The 16,094-nt window shown below is 59.3% G+C and carries 15 protein-coding genes; 6 read left to right on the top strand and 9 right to left on the bottom strand.

Annotated features, from left to right (window positions below):
* Positions 1–41: 41 nt before the first annotated feature.
* A complete protein-coding gene (locus IBX59_RS03515) occupies positions 42–962 on the bottom strand; it encodes a LysR family transcriptional regulator (RefSeq protein WP_296372461.1) in 921 nt (306 codons plus the stop codon).
* A 90-nt stretch (positions 963–1,052) separates the two neighbouring features.
* On the opposite strand from IBX59_RS03515, the gene IBX59_RS03510 reads away from it, so the two are divergent.
* Both IBX59_RS03510 and IBX59_RS03505 read left to right on the top strand, forming a co-directional pair.
* Positions 1,053–2,273: a urate hydroxylase PuuD gene (locus IBX59_RS03510; protein ID WP_296372459.1), complete on the top strand. Its 1,221-nt coding sequence runs from the start codon at positions 1,053–1,055 to the stop codon at positions 2,271–2,273.
* Positions 2,274–2,364: 91 nt separating this feature from the next.
* Positions 2,365–3,987: an alpha-glucosidase gene (locus IBX59_RS03505; protein ID WP_296372457.1), complete on the top strand. Its 1,623-nt coding sequence runs from the start codon at positions 2,365–2,367 to the stop codon at positions 3,985–3,987.
* A gap of 63 nt (positions 3,988–4,050) precedes the next feature.
* Here the strand turns inward: IBX59_RS03505 and rpe are convergent, their stop codons facing one another.
* Entirely contained in the window at positions 4,051–4,731 is a 681-nt protein-coding gene (rpe, locus tag IBX59_RS03500; RefSeq protein ID WP_296372455.1) for a ribulose-phosphate 3-epimerase, read from the bottom strand.
* Between the two features lie 153 nt (positions 4,732–4,884).
* On the opposite strand from rpe, the gene IBX59_RS03495 reads away from it, so the two are divergent.
* From IBX59_RS03495 to IBX59_RS03485, 3 genes are all read left to right on the top strand, one after another.
* Entirely contained in the window at positions 4,885–5,718 is an 834-nt protein-coding gene (locus IBX59_RS03495) for an AraC family transcriptional regulator (protein ID WP_296372453.1), read from the top strand.
* 61 nt (positions 5,719–5,779) lie between these two features.
* Positions 5,780–6,763 carry a deoxyribose-phosphate aldolase gene (gene deoC, locus IBX59_RS03490; protein WP_296372451.1) on the top strand — a complete coding sequence of 328 codons (984 nt, stop codon included), beginning with the start codon at positions 5,780–5,782 and terminating at the stop codon, positions 6,761–6,763.
* 4 nt (positions 6,764–6,767) lie between these two features.
* Positions 6,768–9,086, top strand: a complete 2,319-nt coding sequence (locus IBX59_RS03485; protein WP_296372450.1) for an aldehyde dehydrogenase family protein — start codon at positions 6,768–6,770, stop codon at positions 9,084–9,086.
* Positions 9,087–9,180: 94 nt separating this feature from the next.
* On the opposite strand, the gene IBX59_RS03480 is transcribed toward IBX59_RS03485, so the two are convergent.
* From IBX59_RS03480 to def (IBX59_RS03450), 7 genes are all read right to left on the bottom strand, one after another.
* On the bottom strand, positions 9,181–9,846 hold the full coding sequence (locus IBX59_RS03480; RefSeq protein WP_296372448.1) for a DUF1523 family protein: 666 nt from the start codon (positions 9,844–9,846) through the stop codon (positions 9,181–9,183).
* A 259-nt stretch (positions 9,847–10,105) separates the two neighbouring features.
* Positions 10,106–10,897 carry a L,D-transpeptidase gene (locus tag IBX59_RS03475; protein ID WP_296372446.1) on the bottom strand — a complete coding sequence of 264 codons (792 nt, stop codon included), beginning with the start codon at positions 10,895–10,897 and terminating at the stop codon, positions 10,106–10,108.
* Between the two features lie 141 nt (positions 10,898–11,038).
* The gene (locus IBX59_RS03470) at positions 11,039–12,244 is read right to left on the bottom strand and encodes an aminopeptidase P family protein (protein WP_296372445.1); all 1,206 of its coding nucleotides are present in this window, start codon (positions 12,242–12,244) and stop codon (positions 11,039–11,041) included.
* Positions 12,245–12,350: 106 nt separating this feature from the next.
* Positions 12,351–13,256: a methionyl-tRNA formyltransferase gene (gene fmt, locus IBX59_RS03465; protein ID WP_296372561.1), complete on the bottom strand. Its 906-nt coding sequence runs from the start codon at positions 13,254–13,256 to the stop codon at positions 12,351–12,353.
* 66 nt (positions 13,257–13,322) lie between these two features.
* Positions 13,323–13,820, bottom strand: coding sequence for a peptide deformylase (gene def / locus IBX59_RS03460; RefSeq protein WP_296372443.1), 498 nt, complete (start codon positions 13,818–13,820; stop codon positions 13,323–13,325).
* Entirely contained in the window at positions 13,817–14,272 is a 456-nt protein-coding gene (gene def, locus IBX59_RS03455) for a peptide deformylase (protein ID WP_296372560.1), read from the bottom strand. The genes def (IBX59_RS03460) and def (IBX59_RS03455) overlap by 4 nt, the downstream gene beginning before the upstream one ends.
* Before the next feature lie 10 nt (positions 14,273–14,282).
* Positions 14,283–14,804, bottom strand: a complete 522-nt coding sequence (def, locus tag IBX59_RS03450) for a peptide deformylase (RefSeq protein WP_296372441.1) — start codon at positions 14,802–14,804, stop codon at positions 14,283–14,285.
* A 109-nt stretch (positions 14,805–14,913) separates the two neighbouring features.
* On the opposite strand from def (IBX59_RS03450), the gene IBX59_RS03445 reads away from it, so the two are divergent.
* Positions 14,914–16,083, top strand: coding sequence for a MalY/PatB family protein (locus IBX59_RS03445; protein ID WP_296372439.1), 1,170 nt, complete (start codon positions 14,914–14,916; stop codon positions 16,081–16,083).
* Positions 16,084–16,094 lie beyond the last annotated feature (11 nt).

The following is a 16,094-nucleotide window of genomic DNA, read 5'->3' as shown; positions in this document are numbered from 1 at the left end:
ACAAAGCTATTGCAAAACAATCGCCGTGTTTTTCAAATAAATCACGAAGCACTTTCGGCAGATCGCACGGCATCATTGATCCGGGCGATCATGAACTCCATGAACAACCGCGTCTTGGGGTCCTGATGCCGCCTATGCGTGTAAAGACAGGCCATTTGCACGGGCGTCGGCGGGGTTGCAGCCGCCACGACGATCAGCGCGCCGGATGCCAGATGCTCTGCCACTTCGAAAAGTGGTTTCATCGCCACGCCCTGCCCTGCCAGCGCCCAATCGGTCAGCACGTCGCCATCGTCGCTTTCCAGTCTGCCCGTCACACGAAACCGCTGCGGGCCATCGGGGGTGTGCAACAACCACTGGAATTCCTGCGCACCGGGAAACCGCAGGTTCAGGCATTCATGCTTGTCGCGCACCAGTGCCGCCCCATCCATAGGATGCCCGCGCCGCACCAGATAATCAGGTGCGGCGACCAGCACGCGCGCCACATCAGCGATCTTGCGGATCCGCAGGTTGCTGTCGGCAGGCTGGCCAAGGTGAAACGCCACATCCAACCCTTCGGCGGTCAGATCCACGTTGCGATCTGTCAGCCGCAGGCGCACGTCGATCAGCGGATATTTCGCCGCAAAATCAGGTACATGCGGTGCGATTAATCGCCGCCCCACGCCCAAGGGGGCGGCGACATGCAACTGCCCCTTGGGGTTTTCGGTCAGGTCCATCACCTGCGCCTCGGCATAGGCGACGGAATCCAGCACGCTGCACGCCCCGCCATAAAACGCCTTGCCCTGCGCCGTGGGTGTCAGGCTGCGGGTCGTGCGCTGGAACAGACGGACCGACAAATGATCCTCAAGCTGGGAAATCCGCGCTGATGTGACCGCAGGCGAAATCCGCAGATCACGGCCTGCCGCAGACATTGACCCCAACTCGTAAACGCGCACAAAGGTTTTGATGTTATCAAGATAAGACATTGTTCCGCTTTTTTTGAGAGAGCTTGGCAATATCAGGGAATACAAGGCAACACTGTCGCTGGCTAGACTGTTCGGCAAAGGGGGACCGACATGCATGATATCGCAATTTTATGGGACTGGCTGGCCTTTGCGGTGCGCTGGCTGCATGTGATCACGGCGATCGCATGGATCGGGTCATCGTTCTATTTCATCGCACTTGATCTGTCGCTGAACCGCCACATCGACGGGCCTGCCGATGGCGAGGAATGGCAGGTTCATGGCGGTGGCTTTTATCATATCCAGAAATATCTGGTGGCGCCTGCGGCGATGCCCGAACACCTGACTTGGTTCAAATGGGAAAGCTATTGGACATGGCTGTCCGGTGCGGCCATGCTTGCCATCGTGTATTGGGCCGGGGCGGAATTGTATCTGATCGACCCGGCCAAAGCGGATCTGGCGATCTGGCAGGGTATCCTGATCTCGGCGGCATCATTAACCGTGGGCTGGATCATCTATGACCAGCTGTGCAAATCGCCGCTTGGCAACCAGCCGACCACGCTGATGCTGCTTTTGTTCATCCTGCTGGTGGCGATGTCTTGGGGCTATAACCAGGTTTTCACAGGCCGCGCCGCCCTGCTGCACCTTGGGGCGTTCACCGCCACGATCATGACGGCCAATGTGTTTTTCATCATCATGCCGAACCAGCGCATCGTGGTGGCCGACCTCAAGGCCGGACGCACGCCCGACCCGAAATACGGGAAAATCGCCAAACTGCGGTCAACGCATAATAACTACCTTACGCTGCCGGTCATTTTCCTGATGCTGTCCAACCACTACCCGCTGGCCTTCGGCACGCAATACGCGTGGATCATTGCCGCACTGGTGTTCCTGATGGGGGTTACGATCCGGCACTACTTCAACTCCATGCACGCCCGCAAAGGTAAACCAACCTGGACATGGGCGATTACCGTCATCCTGTTCATCGTGATCGCATGGCTGTCCACCGTGCCGGGCCATGACACATACGAGGAAGCCGAGGCCCGCGTGCTGACCCCCTATGAACAACGTTTCGCCAGCGCAAACGGGTTCGAAGATGCACACCAGATCGTGACCGGGCGCTGCTCTATGTGCCACGCCCGCGAACCCGTTTGGGACGGGATGCACCGGGCCCCCAAGGGCGTATTTCTGGAAACCGAAAGTGACGTGGCCAAATACGCCCGGCAAATCTACCTGCAAGCAGGGATCAGCCACGCCATGCCCCCCGCCAATATTACCGACATCCCGCCCGAGGACCGTGCAAAAATTGCCGCTTGGTATCGCGCCGGATCGTAGGATGGGTGATTTCACCCATCTTCCCCTTGGGTTCCCCCTTCCATCCACCGCCCCATTTGTTAGCGTCAACAAAACCCAAGGGAGCCGCAGGATGCGCGAATGGTGGCGTGACGCCGTAATCTACCAGATTTACCCCCGGTCGTTTCAGGACGACAACGGCGACGGCATCGGCGACCTGAAAGGGATCACACGGCGGTTGGATCATGTGGCATCGCTGGGCGTGGATTGCATCTGGCTGTCACCGATCTTTCCCTCTCCGCAAAAGGACATGGGCTATGACGTGTCTGATTACACCGATATCGACCCGCTGTTCGGCACGCTGGATGATTTCGACGCCCTGATCGCGCGGGCGCACGAACTGGGGTTGAAAGTCATTACCGATCAGGTGCTGTCGCACACATCCGACCAGCACCCGTGGTTCACACAATCCCGGCTAAGCCGCGACAACGCCAAATCGGACTGGTATGTCTGGGCCGATCCCTTGCCCGATGGATCCCCCCCCACCAACTGGCACAGCCATTTCGGCGGGCCGGCATGGGAATTCGACCCCCAGCGCGGGCAATATTACCTGCACCATTTTCTGGCCAGCCAGCCCGACCTGAATTTCCATAACCCCGATGTTGTGAATGCAATCCTCGACACCTGCAAATTCTGGCTTGATCGCGGGCTGGACGGGTTTCGGCTGGATACCGTGAACTATTATTTCCACGATCAGAAACTGCGGTCGAACCCGCCTGCACAAACGCGGCCACAGGTCATGGCGACCGATCTTTATGGGATGCAGGAAAATCTTTATAATAAAACGCGTCCTGAAAACCTTGGCTTTCTGGAAAAGCTGCGCGCGCTGACCGACCGCTATGACAACATCATGATGGTCGGCGAAGTGGGCGAAATGGGCGGCAAATCCATCCGCATCATGGGCGACTACACCGCCGGAACCAACCGGCTGCATATGGCCTACAGCTTTGCCATGCTTGGGCCGGATTACAGCCCCGACCATTTTCGCAGTTGCATCGAAGGATTCCAGCAAGGCGCGCCCGACGGGCACCCGAAATGGTCGTTTTCGAACCATGACGTGCCCCGCCATGTCAGCCGCTGGGCCGACCACGCGGTATCGGATGACCATATGGCGCGCCTGTCCTGCGCGATGCTGATGGCCTTTGAAGGCACGATCGGCATCTATCAGGGCGAGGAACTGGGCCAGATCGAAACCGAACTCACCTATGACGAACTGACCGACCCGCCCGCGCTGCGGTTCTGGCCTGCGGTCAAGGGGCGTGACGGCTGCCGCACCCCGATGGTCTGGGAAAGGGATGCATCCCATGCAGGTTTCAGCATCGGCACGCCGTGGCTGCCCGTGAAAGCCCCGCAAATCATGCGCGCCGTCGATACGCTGGATGCTGCGGAACACAGCATCCTGCATTTCTATCGCAAGGTAATTGCCTTTCGCAAAGCCAGCGCGGCGCTGACGCGCGGCAAGACACGGTTCATCGACCTGCCTGACCCGCTGCTGGCCTTTACACGCACCGCTGAAACGCAAACCCTGACCTGCATTTTCAACCTGTCCAAGGACGATCAGCGCATCCATCTTGACGACACGGCCACATTAACCGGCCCGCAGAACGCCACACTGACGGGGCAAGACCTCCACTTGCCGGGTAACGGCTTTGCCTATCTTGAACATACCGGCCCCTTGTCTCTTTTGACAGACTGACGCCCCCAAAACCCGCGTTTTCCGCGCATGAATATCCGCTGGGGGGCAGCCCCCTATTACAGCTCAGCCTGCTGCCGCGTCACGAATTGCGCGGATATTCGCGCCATATGGGGCTGGATCACTGACGGACCCGCCGCGAAAGACAGCCGATCCGGCCACCAGCACATCCGCGCCCGCAGCCGCGACCATCGGCGCAGTCACAGGATCTACACCGCCGTCAATTTCAATATGGATGGGGCGGTCGCCAATCATGCTGCGCAAGGTGCGCACCTTGCCGGTCATGTCGATAAACTTTTGCCCGCCAAAACCGGGATTCACCGTCATCACGCAGACCAGATCAACCATATCCAGCAATTCTTCAACTGCACCGGCAGGGGTGCCGGGGTTCAGCGCGACACCGGCCTTGGCCCCAACGGCGCGGATCGCCTGCAAGGTCCGGTGAATATGCGGTCCCGCCTCGACATGGGCGGTGATGATATCGGCACCGGCCTGCGCAAAGGCATCGATAAAGGGATCGACGGGCGAAATCATCAGATGCACATCCATCACGCCCTTGATATGGGGCCGGATCGCCGCGCACATCGCCGGACCAAAGGTGATGTTGGGCACGAAATGCCCGTCCATCACATCCACGTGCACCCAGTCAGCGCCCTGCGCCTCGATTGCTGCGCATTCCGCGCCAAAATTGGCGAAATCAGCCGACAGGATCGACGGCGCAATCTTGATGGAACGATCAAAGGACATGAGCACACCTCTTGCTTGTTTGCCTGCGCTTTAACGCGCTGGCGGGCTATTGTCACGCGGCAACAGGCTGTCGCTGCGGACCCGACGCGATCAAATTTCATCCGGCATGACGAAAAATGCTGCGATGCAGAAAATTCTGTGGTATTTTGACTTATGGGCAAAACACTTTTTCACCACGACATCCTGCAAAACGGCGCGCAGGTCCATCTGACCCGCGCCACACTGACGCCCGCGCGGCCCAAGGCGCTGCACGATCACGACTTTTACGAGCTTTTCTGGGTGCAGAACGGCAAGGTTCAGCATCATTTGCCCAACGGCAGCACAACACTGGACGAAGGCAGCGTCATTTTCCTGCGACCCGGGCAAGCCCACGCCGTGCAAGGGCGCGGCGAACAGGCGTTGATCGTGTCGCTGTGTATTCATCCACAGATCGTCACATCACTGGCCCAGCGACACCCCGCCCTTGCCGGGCGTCTATTCTGGAAAGACGGCCCACCGGCGCAACACCACCGCGATATTCGGCAGTTGGCTGCGCTGAACCACGCGGCTGTCCTGCTGGAACGCAGTCAGCGTAACACCCTTGCGCTTGAAGCTTTCCTGCTGCCGCTTTGCGCCGATCTGACCGCGCAAAACTTTCCCCCCGACATGCCTGCATGGCTGGCCGCAGCCTGCACCGCGGCACATGATCCTGCCGTGTTCCGTGATGGGGCTGCCGGATTGGTCGCGTTGACCGGCAAGGCACACCCACATGTCAGCCGGAGCATGCGCAAATATCTGGCGCAAACGCCATCCGACTACATCAACCAGATCCGCATGGATCACGCCGCCCGCGCCCTGACCACCGATGCCGACCCGGTTGCGCAGATTGCGGCAGAGTGTGGCATTCCGAACATGTCGCATTTTCACAAACTGTTCCGCGCCGCCCACAGCCTGACACCGCTGCAATACCGGCAGAAATTCCAGCGCCAGATCGTGCAGCCGACCTGACGGCATCGCTTGCCAATGCAAGCGCAAAATGGCAATTTGCCCCTAACCGCAGGAGGCTGCCTTGCAGACAACGCTTTCCCCCACGCAATTGCCGCAAGTGCAAGACCCGCGCAACAACGGCACGCCGCTTGATCTTGATTGGATCATGGCAGTGCAGGCCAACACATCCGCCATCGAACGGCGCGCAGCGACCCTGCCGGGGCGGCGCAGCGTGAAGAAAGACCATCAGGCGGCGTGGCTGTGCAAGGCCATCAGCCTGATCGACCTGACCACCCTGTCCGGTGACGACAGCGCCGGGCGTGTGCGCCGCCTGTGCGCCAAGGCCCGTCAACCCGTGCGTGCCGATCTGCTGGCGGCATTGGGGATGCAAGGGCTAACCACGGGGGCCGTCTGCGTTTATCACGACATGGTTGCCACCGCTGTGGATGCGCTGGCAGGTTCCGGTATTCCCGTTGCGGCTGTTTCTACCGGCTTTCCTGCTGGCCTGTCGCCGTTTCATTTGCGCATTGCCGAAATCGGCGAAAGCGTCAAAGCGGGTGCGCAGGAAATCGACATCGTGATCAGCCGCCGCCACGTGCTGACAGGCAACTGGCAGGCGCTTTATGGTGAAATGCGTGATATGCGCGCCGCCTGCGGCGATGCCCACGTCAAAGCGATCCTTGCAACAGGCGAACTGGGCACGCTGCGCAATGTGGCGCGGGCAAGTCTCGTCTGCATGATGGCGGGGGCAGATTTCATCAAGACATCGACCGGCAAGGAACCCGTCAACGCCACCCTGCCCGTGACCCTGACAATGATCCGCGCGATCCGCGACTATCACGACCGGACCGGCATACGCGTCGGCTACAAACCCGCAGGCGGGATCAGCAAAGCCAAAGATGCGCTGGTTTACTTGTCGATGATCAAGGACGAACTGGGCGACCGCTGGCTGCATCCTGATCTTTTGCGTTTCGGCGCGTCGTCGCTGCTGGGCGACATCGAACGGCAACTCGAACACCATGTCACAGGCGCCTATTCCGCTCAGTGGCGGCACCCGATTGGATAATCCCATGACCATCAAGGAAATATTCGACACCATGGAATACGGCCCCGCCCGCGAAAGCAGCGCCGAGGCGCTGCAATGGCTGTCCGATCATGGCGGGATTGCAGGCCATTATATCAACGGCAAATGGGGCGTGGTGCGCGACGATTTCGCCACCAACAACCCGGCGACGGGTGAAAAACTGGCTGGTGTCACCAATGGCACCGCTGACGAAGTCGCCCAGGCTGTGAAAGCTGCGCGCAAGGCACAACCCGCCTGGTCCAAATCCGGCCATAAACGCGCCCGTGTTTTATATGCCATCGCGCGGCTGATGCAGAAACATGCGCGCCTTCTGGCGGTGATGGAAACGCTCGACAATGGCAAACCGATCCGCGAATCCCGCGACATCGACGTGCCGTTGGCGATCCGGCACTTTTACTTTCACGCAGGCATGGCGCAGTTGATGAAAGACGCACTGCCCGACCGCGAAGCCTTGGGGGTTTGCGGCCAGATCATCCCGTGGAACTTCCCCCTGCTGATGCTGGCATGGAAAATCGCGCCCGCCTTGGCCATGGGCAACACTGTCGTGCTGAAACCCGCCGAATACACCCCACTGACCGCGATGGTCTTTGCCGATATCTGCACACAGGCCGGCGTGCCCCCCGGCGTTATCAACATCGTCACCGGCGACGGCGAAACCGGCGCGGCACTGGTCACTGCGGATGTGGACAAAATCGCCTTTACCGGATCAACCGAGGTCGGGCGCAAGATCCGCGAAGCGACCGCAGGGTCCGGCAAGGCGCTATCGCTCGAACTGGGGGGCAAATCCCCCTATATCGTGTGCGACGACGCCGACATTGACTCGGCGGTCGAGGGCCTTGTCGATGCGATCTGGTTCAATCAGGGTCAGGTCTGTTGCGCGGGTTCGCGACTACTGGTGCAAGAAGGCATCAGCGATCGGTTCTACACCAAGCTGAGGGCGCGAATGGACGGGTTGCGCATCGGTGACCCGCTGGACAAATGCATCGACATGGGCGCCATCGTGGACCCGATCCAATTGGCGCAGATCACGAAGATGGTCAGCGACAACACCGAAGGCAACATCTATCAGACCAAGGCACCCGAAGGCTGCTTTTACCCCCCCACGCTGATCACCGGCCTATCGCCCGCATCGCATCTGATGCAGGAAGAAATCTTTGGCCCCGTGCTGGCCGCCACAACCTTTCGCACCCCTGCAGAGGCGGTCGAAATCGCCAACAACAGCCGTTACGGGCTGGCCGCATCTGTCTGGTCGGAAAACATCAACCTTGCGCTGGATATCGCGCCGAAACTGGCGGCTGGGATCGTCTGGATCAACGGCACCAACATGATGGACGCCGCCGCCGGTTTCGGTGGCGTGCGCGAAAGCGGCTTTGGCCGCGAAGGCGGCTGGGAAGGGCTGACAGGCTATACCCGACCCAAAGGCACAGCCAAGGCTCTCAAGAAAATCGCCGCTTTCAGCACAGATGACGGGCACCCCGCCGACCCGCTGGACCGCACTGCAAAACTCTATATCGGCGGCAAACAGGCGCGGCCCGATGGTGGCTATTCCACCCCGGTCTTTACCCCCAAGGGCAAGCTCTTGGGCCATGTATCAGCGGCCAACCGCAAGGATATCCGCAATGCAGTCGAAGCCTGCAATGCCGCCAAGGGCTGGTCGAAAACCACCGGCCATCTGCGCGCACAGATTCTGTATTACATCGCAGAAAACCTGTCTGCGCGAGAAGATGAATTTGCCAAACGCATCAACACGATGACCGGCGGAAAATCCGGCGCCGATGAGGTTGAAACCTGCATCCGCACCCTGTTCACCTATGCCGCCTGGGCCGACAAATACGACGGGCAGGTCCATGGCGTGCCAATCCGGGGTGTCGCCCTCGCGATGAAGGAACCCGTCGGCACGATCGGCGTATTTTGCGATGAAGCCGCACCATTGGCAGGGCTGATCAACGCCATGGCCCCGGCCATCGCCATGGGCAACCGCTGTATCCTGATTGCCAGCGAACCCTTCCCCTTGGCAGCGACAGATTTCATCCAGGTGCTGGAAACATCCGACGTGCCCGGCGGCGTGGTCAACATCCTGACTGGTAACCACATGGAACTGGCCGCGCCATTGGCCAGCCACATGGATATTGATGCGGTCTGGTCATTTTCTTCCAGCGATATTTCCTCGGCTATCGAAATGGCAAGCGCAGGCAACCTCAAACGCACATGGGTGAACAACGGTATGGCTGTAACACCAGACACCCAGGCCTATCTGTCCGCCGCAACCGAAGTAAAAAACATCTGGATCCCTTACGGCGCCTAAGCTTCTTCCGCGTATTAATCTTCTGAGTGGGGGAAAAGGGGCGGGGCAAAACCCCCACCCGATCAGATCAGCGCCACAATGCGCCTTTGGCGCATTATTTCCGCCAACTCTCAATCCACCGCGCCAACCGGCCCTTGCGCGCGGCAATTCCGGCCTGTGCTTCATCCAGTTGGTGGCCTGCACTGTCCAGCATCGGGTCAACCGTGCCTTCGCGAAATTGGCGCCACATCCGGCGCAGGAACACGATGGCGATCATCAAAAAGATGAAGAACCCTATATTGAACCAAGGGATGATCGTCACATCGGGCCCTGACACAGTGCGCAAACTGACCGCATTGGGATAAATGCTGGCCCAGCGAATACGCCAGCCGTAATGGGTGATTACTGCCCAGTCTTCGCCACGGGCGATGTTTGCGGCTTCGGCCTGCAAGTCGGAACTGTCGAATTTGAAATACGGCGGCCAGATCCAACCGGTATCCTCGTTGCGGTAGACCATCACGGCCGTGCTGTCGCGCGGCACAAAACCCAAAAGAAACGTCTTGCGCTTGTTGGTATTGATCAACCGCAAATCACGTGTTGGCTGCTGGGCACCCCCGCTATCGCCCTGCGCATAAAACAATCTGTTGTAGGGGCTGAAATCAGTGCGTATCACCTCAGTCGAGGTGACTTGCACCACATCATGCTGCGGTAAAACATAGTGAAAGAACGCACCGACAATCAACGCAGCCGTAACGCGGACAATGATTTTAAAACGACGCATAACTGACCCTCAATTCATCTTGATCAACAAAGATATAGGGCAAAACAACCCGGATTGACATGAAATACGCCGCTCGAACGATCAGGCAGACACCGTCACATGATCAACGATATCGACATCGTATCATTCTTGCGACGACGTTTCATTTCCCCATTCGTGCGTGTAATGCACCGGTCAACAGCAATACAGCGGGAAAACGCGTTAAACGAAACAAGGGCGTGGTTGAGATTTTACACATCCGCGCCCCTTTGTTGTCAGTCTAAGCCTCATCAATAGTCGGTCCACTGTCATTGGCAACAGCCTCCGGGCCTAACAAATCCTCGGCGGGGATGATCATGGGGGGCAATTCGACCCCGCGTTCATAGTTTTCTGGATCAACACGCAGCGATTCCTCGGGCGATCGGATCAACACCTGCATCGGAACGTCAATCTGATCATACAGGTGAATCACATCCTGGTTGAACATGCGAATACATCCCGCAGAGCCGGAATTTCCGATCGATCCCAGATCATTGGTGCCATGGATCCGGTAATAGGTGTCACGGTTGCCCCGATACAGATACAGCGCCCGCGCGCCCAATGGGCTGCGCAAACCACCGGGTACGCCAGCACGAAAAGGTTCGTAAACCTCCGGTTCGGTGCGCAACATGTTCTGGGTGGGTGTCCAGCCGGGCCATTCACGTTTCAGCCTGATCGTCGCCGTCCCACGGATAGATTTGCCTGCGCGCCCCACGCCAACAGGGTATCGGGTCGCAGTGCCATCAGCGCGAACATGATACAGAAACTTTGCGTAAGGATCGACGTCAATCGAATTTGGCGGCGCCTCACCATTATAAATTCCCGACATGCGGCGATTGACGCCGCGCAAATACCGCGACGGAATACCGGGCAGATTATAGCCCGCGTCGGTTATCGGCCCGTAACCTTCAACGAAACCTTGCGGCAAAGGCGTCGGCGGCAATGTCGCAGGCTCCGGGCGCGCGCAAGCCGCCGCAGTCCCAAGCATCATCGCTCCAAAAGCGCGCCGTGTCATCTGTGTGGCCATTGTCATTCAAACCCCAATTTATCGAATCTTGTCTTAACACCCTGTTGGGGATTGGTGAAACCCGCACCGGCGGGTTCCCGCACAGACGTGACAAAACGTGACAATCAGGCCGATAAACCCGCGAAAAGTCAGGTTCCCCGGTGCGCATTACCCCACAACGTTGAAATCCGGACCGTAAGGATAGCGGGTGACATCCTCGTTCCCCTCTGCGGTGATGAACAGGATATCGTGTTCGCGGTATCCACCCGCCCCCGGCTGCGCCTCGGGAATGGTCAGCATCGGCTCCATGCTGATCACCATGCCGGGTTCAAGCACCGTGTCGATATCTTCTCGCAGCTCCAGCCCCGCCTCGCGGCCATAGTAATGCGACAGAACCCCAAAGGAATGGCCATAGCCAAAGGTGCGGTATTGCAGCAGATCACGCGCCTCGAAAAACGCGTTGATCTTTGCAGTGACATCAGAACACTTTGCCCCCGGCACCAGCAAGGACATACCGTATTCATGGGCAGCGACGTTTGCTTCCCAGATCGCGCGCGATGCATTATCCACCGCGCCCACGAACAAAGTGCGTTCCAAGGCTGTGTAATAGCCGCTGATCATCGGGAATGCGTTCAGCGACAGGATATCGCCGTGTTCAAGCACCCGCGACGTGACCGGGTTATGCGCCCCATCGGTGTTGATACCGGATTGGAACCAGACCCAAGTATCGCGATATTCGGCACCGGGAAAGCGTTTCGCAATTTCCAGCTCCATCGCATCACGGCCCGCCATGGCCACGTCAATTTCGCGCACGCCGGGCTTGATGGCGTCGCGCATGGCGTAGCCACCCACATCGGCCACCGCCGCACCGGCGCGGATCAGGTCCAGTTCGGCTGGCGATTTATGCATCCGCTGCGTCATGGTCTGCGCTGCAACATCCACCAACCGGGCCGGTTGCAAATCGTCACGCAGGGCCATGCGGGTGGCAACGGTCATGTGATCGGATTCGTAACCAATCACCTTGCCCAGCCCCGTCACCGACCGGATCGCGCGCCAGTAATTGCCGCGCTGCCAGTCGGTATAGGTTATATTGTCGCCATGCGACCGGCGCCAAGGCTGGGCAGCATCAATGCCCGCCGAAATCGTCACGCTTTCGGTCGGTGTCACCACAAGCCCGTAAGGGCGACCAAAACTGCAATAAAGGAAACCCGCATAATAGGCGATATTATGCATCGAGGTGAAAACGACAGCCTCGATCCCCTTGTCGGCCATAATCGCCCGCAGGCCAGCCAGACGCGCATCATATTCCGACGCGGCAAAGGGCAAAACCTTGTCACCCTGATGAAAACGATAGAATTGCAGACGTGCAGTCATGTCAGACCCTTTTGAAAAAGGTCCCGGCGTTCAGGACATGGAAAACAGGGAAATGCGCGACGACGCCATCGCCACAGCGCGATCCTATCTATGACTGCGCGGCGGATCAATCACCATCCAGCATCGACGGCAAGTTCAGGCCGCGCAATGCCTCGGACGCTTCCATCGGCCTTTTGCCCGCGCGCTGCACCTGCGTGATTTCAACAGCGCCATTCCCACTGGCGATGGTAAAGCCACCCAGCACCTGACCCGGCGCACCGGCCCCATCCACCAAACGCGACCGCAGCAGCTTCACACGCTCACCCGCGACAACGCACCACGCACCGGGAAAGGGCGACAGCCCCCGGATCAGCCGGTCCACCTGCATCGCCGGTTGTGTCCAGTTAACCCGCGCCTCGGCCTTGTCTATTTTGGCGGCATAGGTCACGCCATCATCAGGCTGCGGTTGCGGCATCAGGTCAGACAACCGATCCAGCGCCACAACCACCAGACGGGCGCCCATGGCCGACAACCGGTCATGCAGATCGCCGGTCGTCTCTTCGGGGCCAATATCCGTCGCTTCGCGCAACAGCACAGCCCCAGTATCCAGACCGGCCTCCATCTGCATGATGCAAACGCCGGTCTGCGTATCCCCCGCCATCACCGCGCGATGGATCGGCGCGGCCCCCCGCCAACGCGGCAACAGTGACGCATGAATATTCAGACAGCCGTGTTGCGGCGCATCCAGCACCGCCTGCGGCAAGATCAACCCATAGGCCACAACCACCGCCACATCCGCCCTCAGCCCCGCAAAATCCGCCTGCGCTTCGGCCCCTTTCAACGACACCGGGCAGCGCACCGGCAGACCCAGCGCTTCGGCACGCAGCTGAACGGGGCTCGGGCGGTCCTTCTTGCCGCGCCCAGCGGGCCGGGGCGGCTGGCAATAAACCGCCACAACCTCGTGCCCTGCGGCCACCAGCGCATCCAGCACCGGCACCGAAAAATCTGGCGTTCCCATAAAGACCAGCCGCATCATCAAAGCTCCCCTGCTTCATCTTGGCCAAAAAACTCCCCCCGGAGGGCCGGCCAATCCCACGCTCTAACGGTGCAGTTTGCGTGCCTTCTTGATCAGCATATCGCGCTTGACCCGCCCCAGCCTGTCAAAAAACATCCGCCCCGCCAGATGGTCGATCTGATGCTGCACCGACGTGGCCCAAAGCCCGACAAAATCCCGTTCCTCTGTCACGCCACCGGCGTTCAGAAACCGCACCGTCACCGCGCGCGGGCGGCTGACCCTGGCCCAGACACCGGCTAGATTGGGCGACCCTTCCTCATGATCGCGCAACATGGCACTGGCGTGAAGGACAACAGGGTTCGCCATGCGCACCGCCTGCCCCCGCGCCTCGGATGCATCGACAACAGCCAACGCCAAGCCAATCCCCAGTTGCGGTGCGGCCAGACCAACGCCCGGCATCGTGTCCATCGCAATGATCATCTCATCCCAGATCGCGCGGATGTCATCAGTCACGGCATCCACAGGCGCTGCGAGGGTGCGCAGCACCGGATGCGGCCACATCACATAGGGACGATGCGTCATATTTCAGTCCCGCTTTCGGTGATCAGAATACCGTTCAAATGGTCCAATTCGTGACAGACACAAACCGCACCAACCCCATGAAACCGGGCAGTCTGCCGAAGCCCGGCAAGGCTGGTCCAGCCCAGATCAACCCAGACCGAGCGCATGACATCGAACGTGCGGCCCGGGATCGACAGGCACGCCTCGGGGCCGCAATGCTGCTCTGGGGCGGTGGCAATAATTTCAGGGTTCACGAATGCCATGGGGCTCGGCGCGGCCTCTTTCCAGTCGGTGTCGGTCACGAACACGCGCAGCGACACACCAACCTGCGGTGCTGCCAACCCGCGCCCCTTGCTGTCATACATCGTTGCGAACAAATCAGTGACCAGTACATCCAGGTCAGCACCAAACTGCAAAACCGGTGCCGCGATACCGCGAAGCACAGGATCCCCGTCAAAGCATAGGGTGCGCACCGGCACGGGTTCAGGCCCGCGCCATTTCGCGTTTCAGCTTTTGCATCTTACGGGTGATCATCTGGCGTCGCAGCGGTTTCAGATAATCGATGAACAGCCTGCCATCCAGATGGTCAATCTCGTGCTGCACGCAAGTTGCCCACAACCCGTCAAAGCGTTCGCGACGGGTTTTACCGGCCAGGTCCATCCACGCCACTTCAACCTCGGCAGGGCGTTCGACCTCGGCGTATTGTTCGGGGATCGACAGGCAGCCTTCTTCATAGACATTGCGCTCCTCTGACGTCCACAAAACCTGCGGGTTGATCAACACTATCGGGTCGGGGGTCGCATCCTCGCCCTTTTCGCAATCCATCACGATCAGACGGTTCATCACCGCCACCTGCGGTGCCGCCAGCCCGATACCGGGCGCATCATACATGGTTTCCAGCATGTCATCGGCCAGACGGCGCAGATCTTCCGTGACCGACGCCACGGGATCGGCCACCTTTTTCAGCCGGGGATCAGGATGGATCAGGATGTTCTTCAAAGCCATGACGGGTCATTTAGTCGGTCGCGGCGCGTATCGCAAGATCACGGCGAAATTCGCCTTGCACCTGCCCGCGCATCGTCCCACCTTGGCACCGACAATAACGGAGAGCCCCATGACATTCGACACCACCCCGGATCGCCGCAACACCCACTGTGTAAAATGGGACGGGATGGAAAAAACCTATGGCGTCAGCCCCGATGACGGGATCGCCATGTGGGTCGCCGATATGGAATTCCGCGCACCCGATTGCATCCAAGACGCGGTGCAACAGATGCACGATCATGGGGTTTACGGCTATTTTGGCGATGAAGGCGCCTATTTGAACGCGATTAAATGGTGGATGAACATCCGCCATGGCTGGCAGATTGATCCGTCCTGGATTTTTACCACACACGGGCTGGTCAACGGCACAGCGATATGTGTGGACAGCTTCACCAAGCCCGGCGACGGGGTGGTGTTGTTCACGCCTGTCTATCACGCCTTTGCGCGCGTGATCAAAGCTGCCGGACGACAGGTGGTGGAATGTGAGCTGGTCAACAATGCCGGCCGCTACGAGATGGATTTCACCACCTACGATGCCCAGATGACCGGCAACGAACGGATGTTGATCCTGTGTTCACCACATAACCCGGGCGGGCGCGTCTGGACCCACGCCGAACTGCAGGCGGTTGCGGGTTTTGCCAAACGCCACGACCTGATCCTTGTGTCCGACGAAATTCACCACGACCTGACAATGCCTGGCTACACGCATATCCCAATGGCGAATATCGACGGCGTGACCGACCGGTTGGTGATGATGACGGCAACCACCAAAACCTTCAACATCGCAGGCAGCCACGTCGGCAATGTGATTATCGCAGACCCCGACCTGCGGGCGCGATTCGCAGCGCGGATGGCGGCCTTGGGTATTTCGCCTAACAGCTTTGGCCTGCATATGGCCACCGCCGCCTATTCCCCCGAAGGCGCCGACTGGGTGGATGAACTGCGCGCCTATCTTGAAGAAAACCGCAAGATCTTTGACGCAGGTGTAAATGCCATCCCCGGCGTCACCGCGATGCCACTGGAATCCACCTATCTTGCCTGGGTCAATTTCGCGAACACAGGGATGAGCCGCGACGAATTCACCCGCCGGGTCGAACAGGTCGCAAAAATTGCCGCCAACCACGGATCGACCTTCGGCAAGGGCGGCGACAACTTTCTGCGCTTCAACCTTGGCGCATCACGGGCACAGATTTCTGACGCCGTGACCAGGTTGCAAAAGGCATTCGCGGATCTGCAATAGCTGTCAGGCGC

It is taken from the genome of Yoonia sp. (assembly GCF_014859355.1).
Classification (GTDB): Bacteria; Pseudomonadota; Alphaproteobacteria; order Rhodobacterales; family Rhodobacteraceae; genus Yoonia.
The sequence above is the reverse complement of the archived record's forward strand: the minus strand, read 5'-3'. Positions and strand labels throughout refer to the sequence as shown.

Coding starts and splice junctions, on each gene's coding strand:
- rpe (WP_296372455.1), bottom strand. CDS start 4,731: ATGTCCTTTGATCGTTCCATCAAGATTGCGCCGTCGATCCTGTCGGCT.
- def (WP_296372443.1), bottom strand. CDS start 13,820: ATGACGCATCGTCCCTATGTGATGTGGCCGCATCCGGTGCTGCGCACC.
- IBX59_RS03480 (WP_296372448.1), bottom strand. CDS start 9,846: ATGCGTCGTTTTAAAATCATTGTCCGCGTTACGGCTGCGTTGATTGTC.
- IBX59_RS03505 (WP_296372457.1), top strand. CDS start 2,365: ATGCGCGAATGGTGGCGTGACGCCGTAATCTACCAGATTTACCCCCGG.
- fmt (WP_296372561.1), bottom strand. CDS start 13,256: ATGCGGCTGGTCTTTATGGGAACGCCAGATTTTTCGGTGCCGGTGCTG.
- IBX59_RS03475 (WP_296372446.1), bottom strand. CDS start 10,897: ATGACAATGGCCACACAGATGACACGGCGCGCTTTTGGAGCGATGATG.
- IBX59_RS03515 (WP_296372461.1), bottom strand. CDS start 962: ATGTCTTATCTTGATAACATCAAAACCTTTGTGCGCGTTTACGAGTTG.
- IBX59_RS03470 (WP_296372445.1), bottom strand. CDS start 12,244: ATGACTGCACGTCTGCAATTCTATCGTTTTCATCAGGGTGACAAGGTT.
- IBX59_RS03510 (WP_296372459.1), top strand. CDS start 1,053: ATGCATGATATCGCAATTTTATGGGACTGGCTGGCCTTTGCGGTGCGC.
- IBX59_RS03485 (WP_296372450.1), top strand. CDS start 6,768: ATGACCATCAAGGAAATATTCGACACCATGGAATACGGCCCCGCCCGC.
- def (WP_296372441.1), bottom strand. CDS start 14,804: ATGGCTTTGAAGAACATCCTGATCCATCCTGATCCCCGGCTGAAAAAG.
- IBX59_RS03445 (WP_296372439.1), top strand. CDS start 14,914: ATGACATTCGACACCACCCCGGATCGCCGCAACACCCACTGTGTAAAA.
- IBX59_RS03495 (WP_296372453.1), top strand. CDS start 4,885: ATGGGCAAAACACTTTTTCACCACGACATCCTGCAAAACGGCGCGCAG.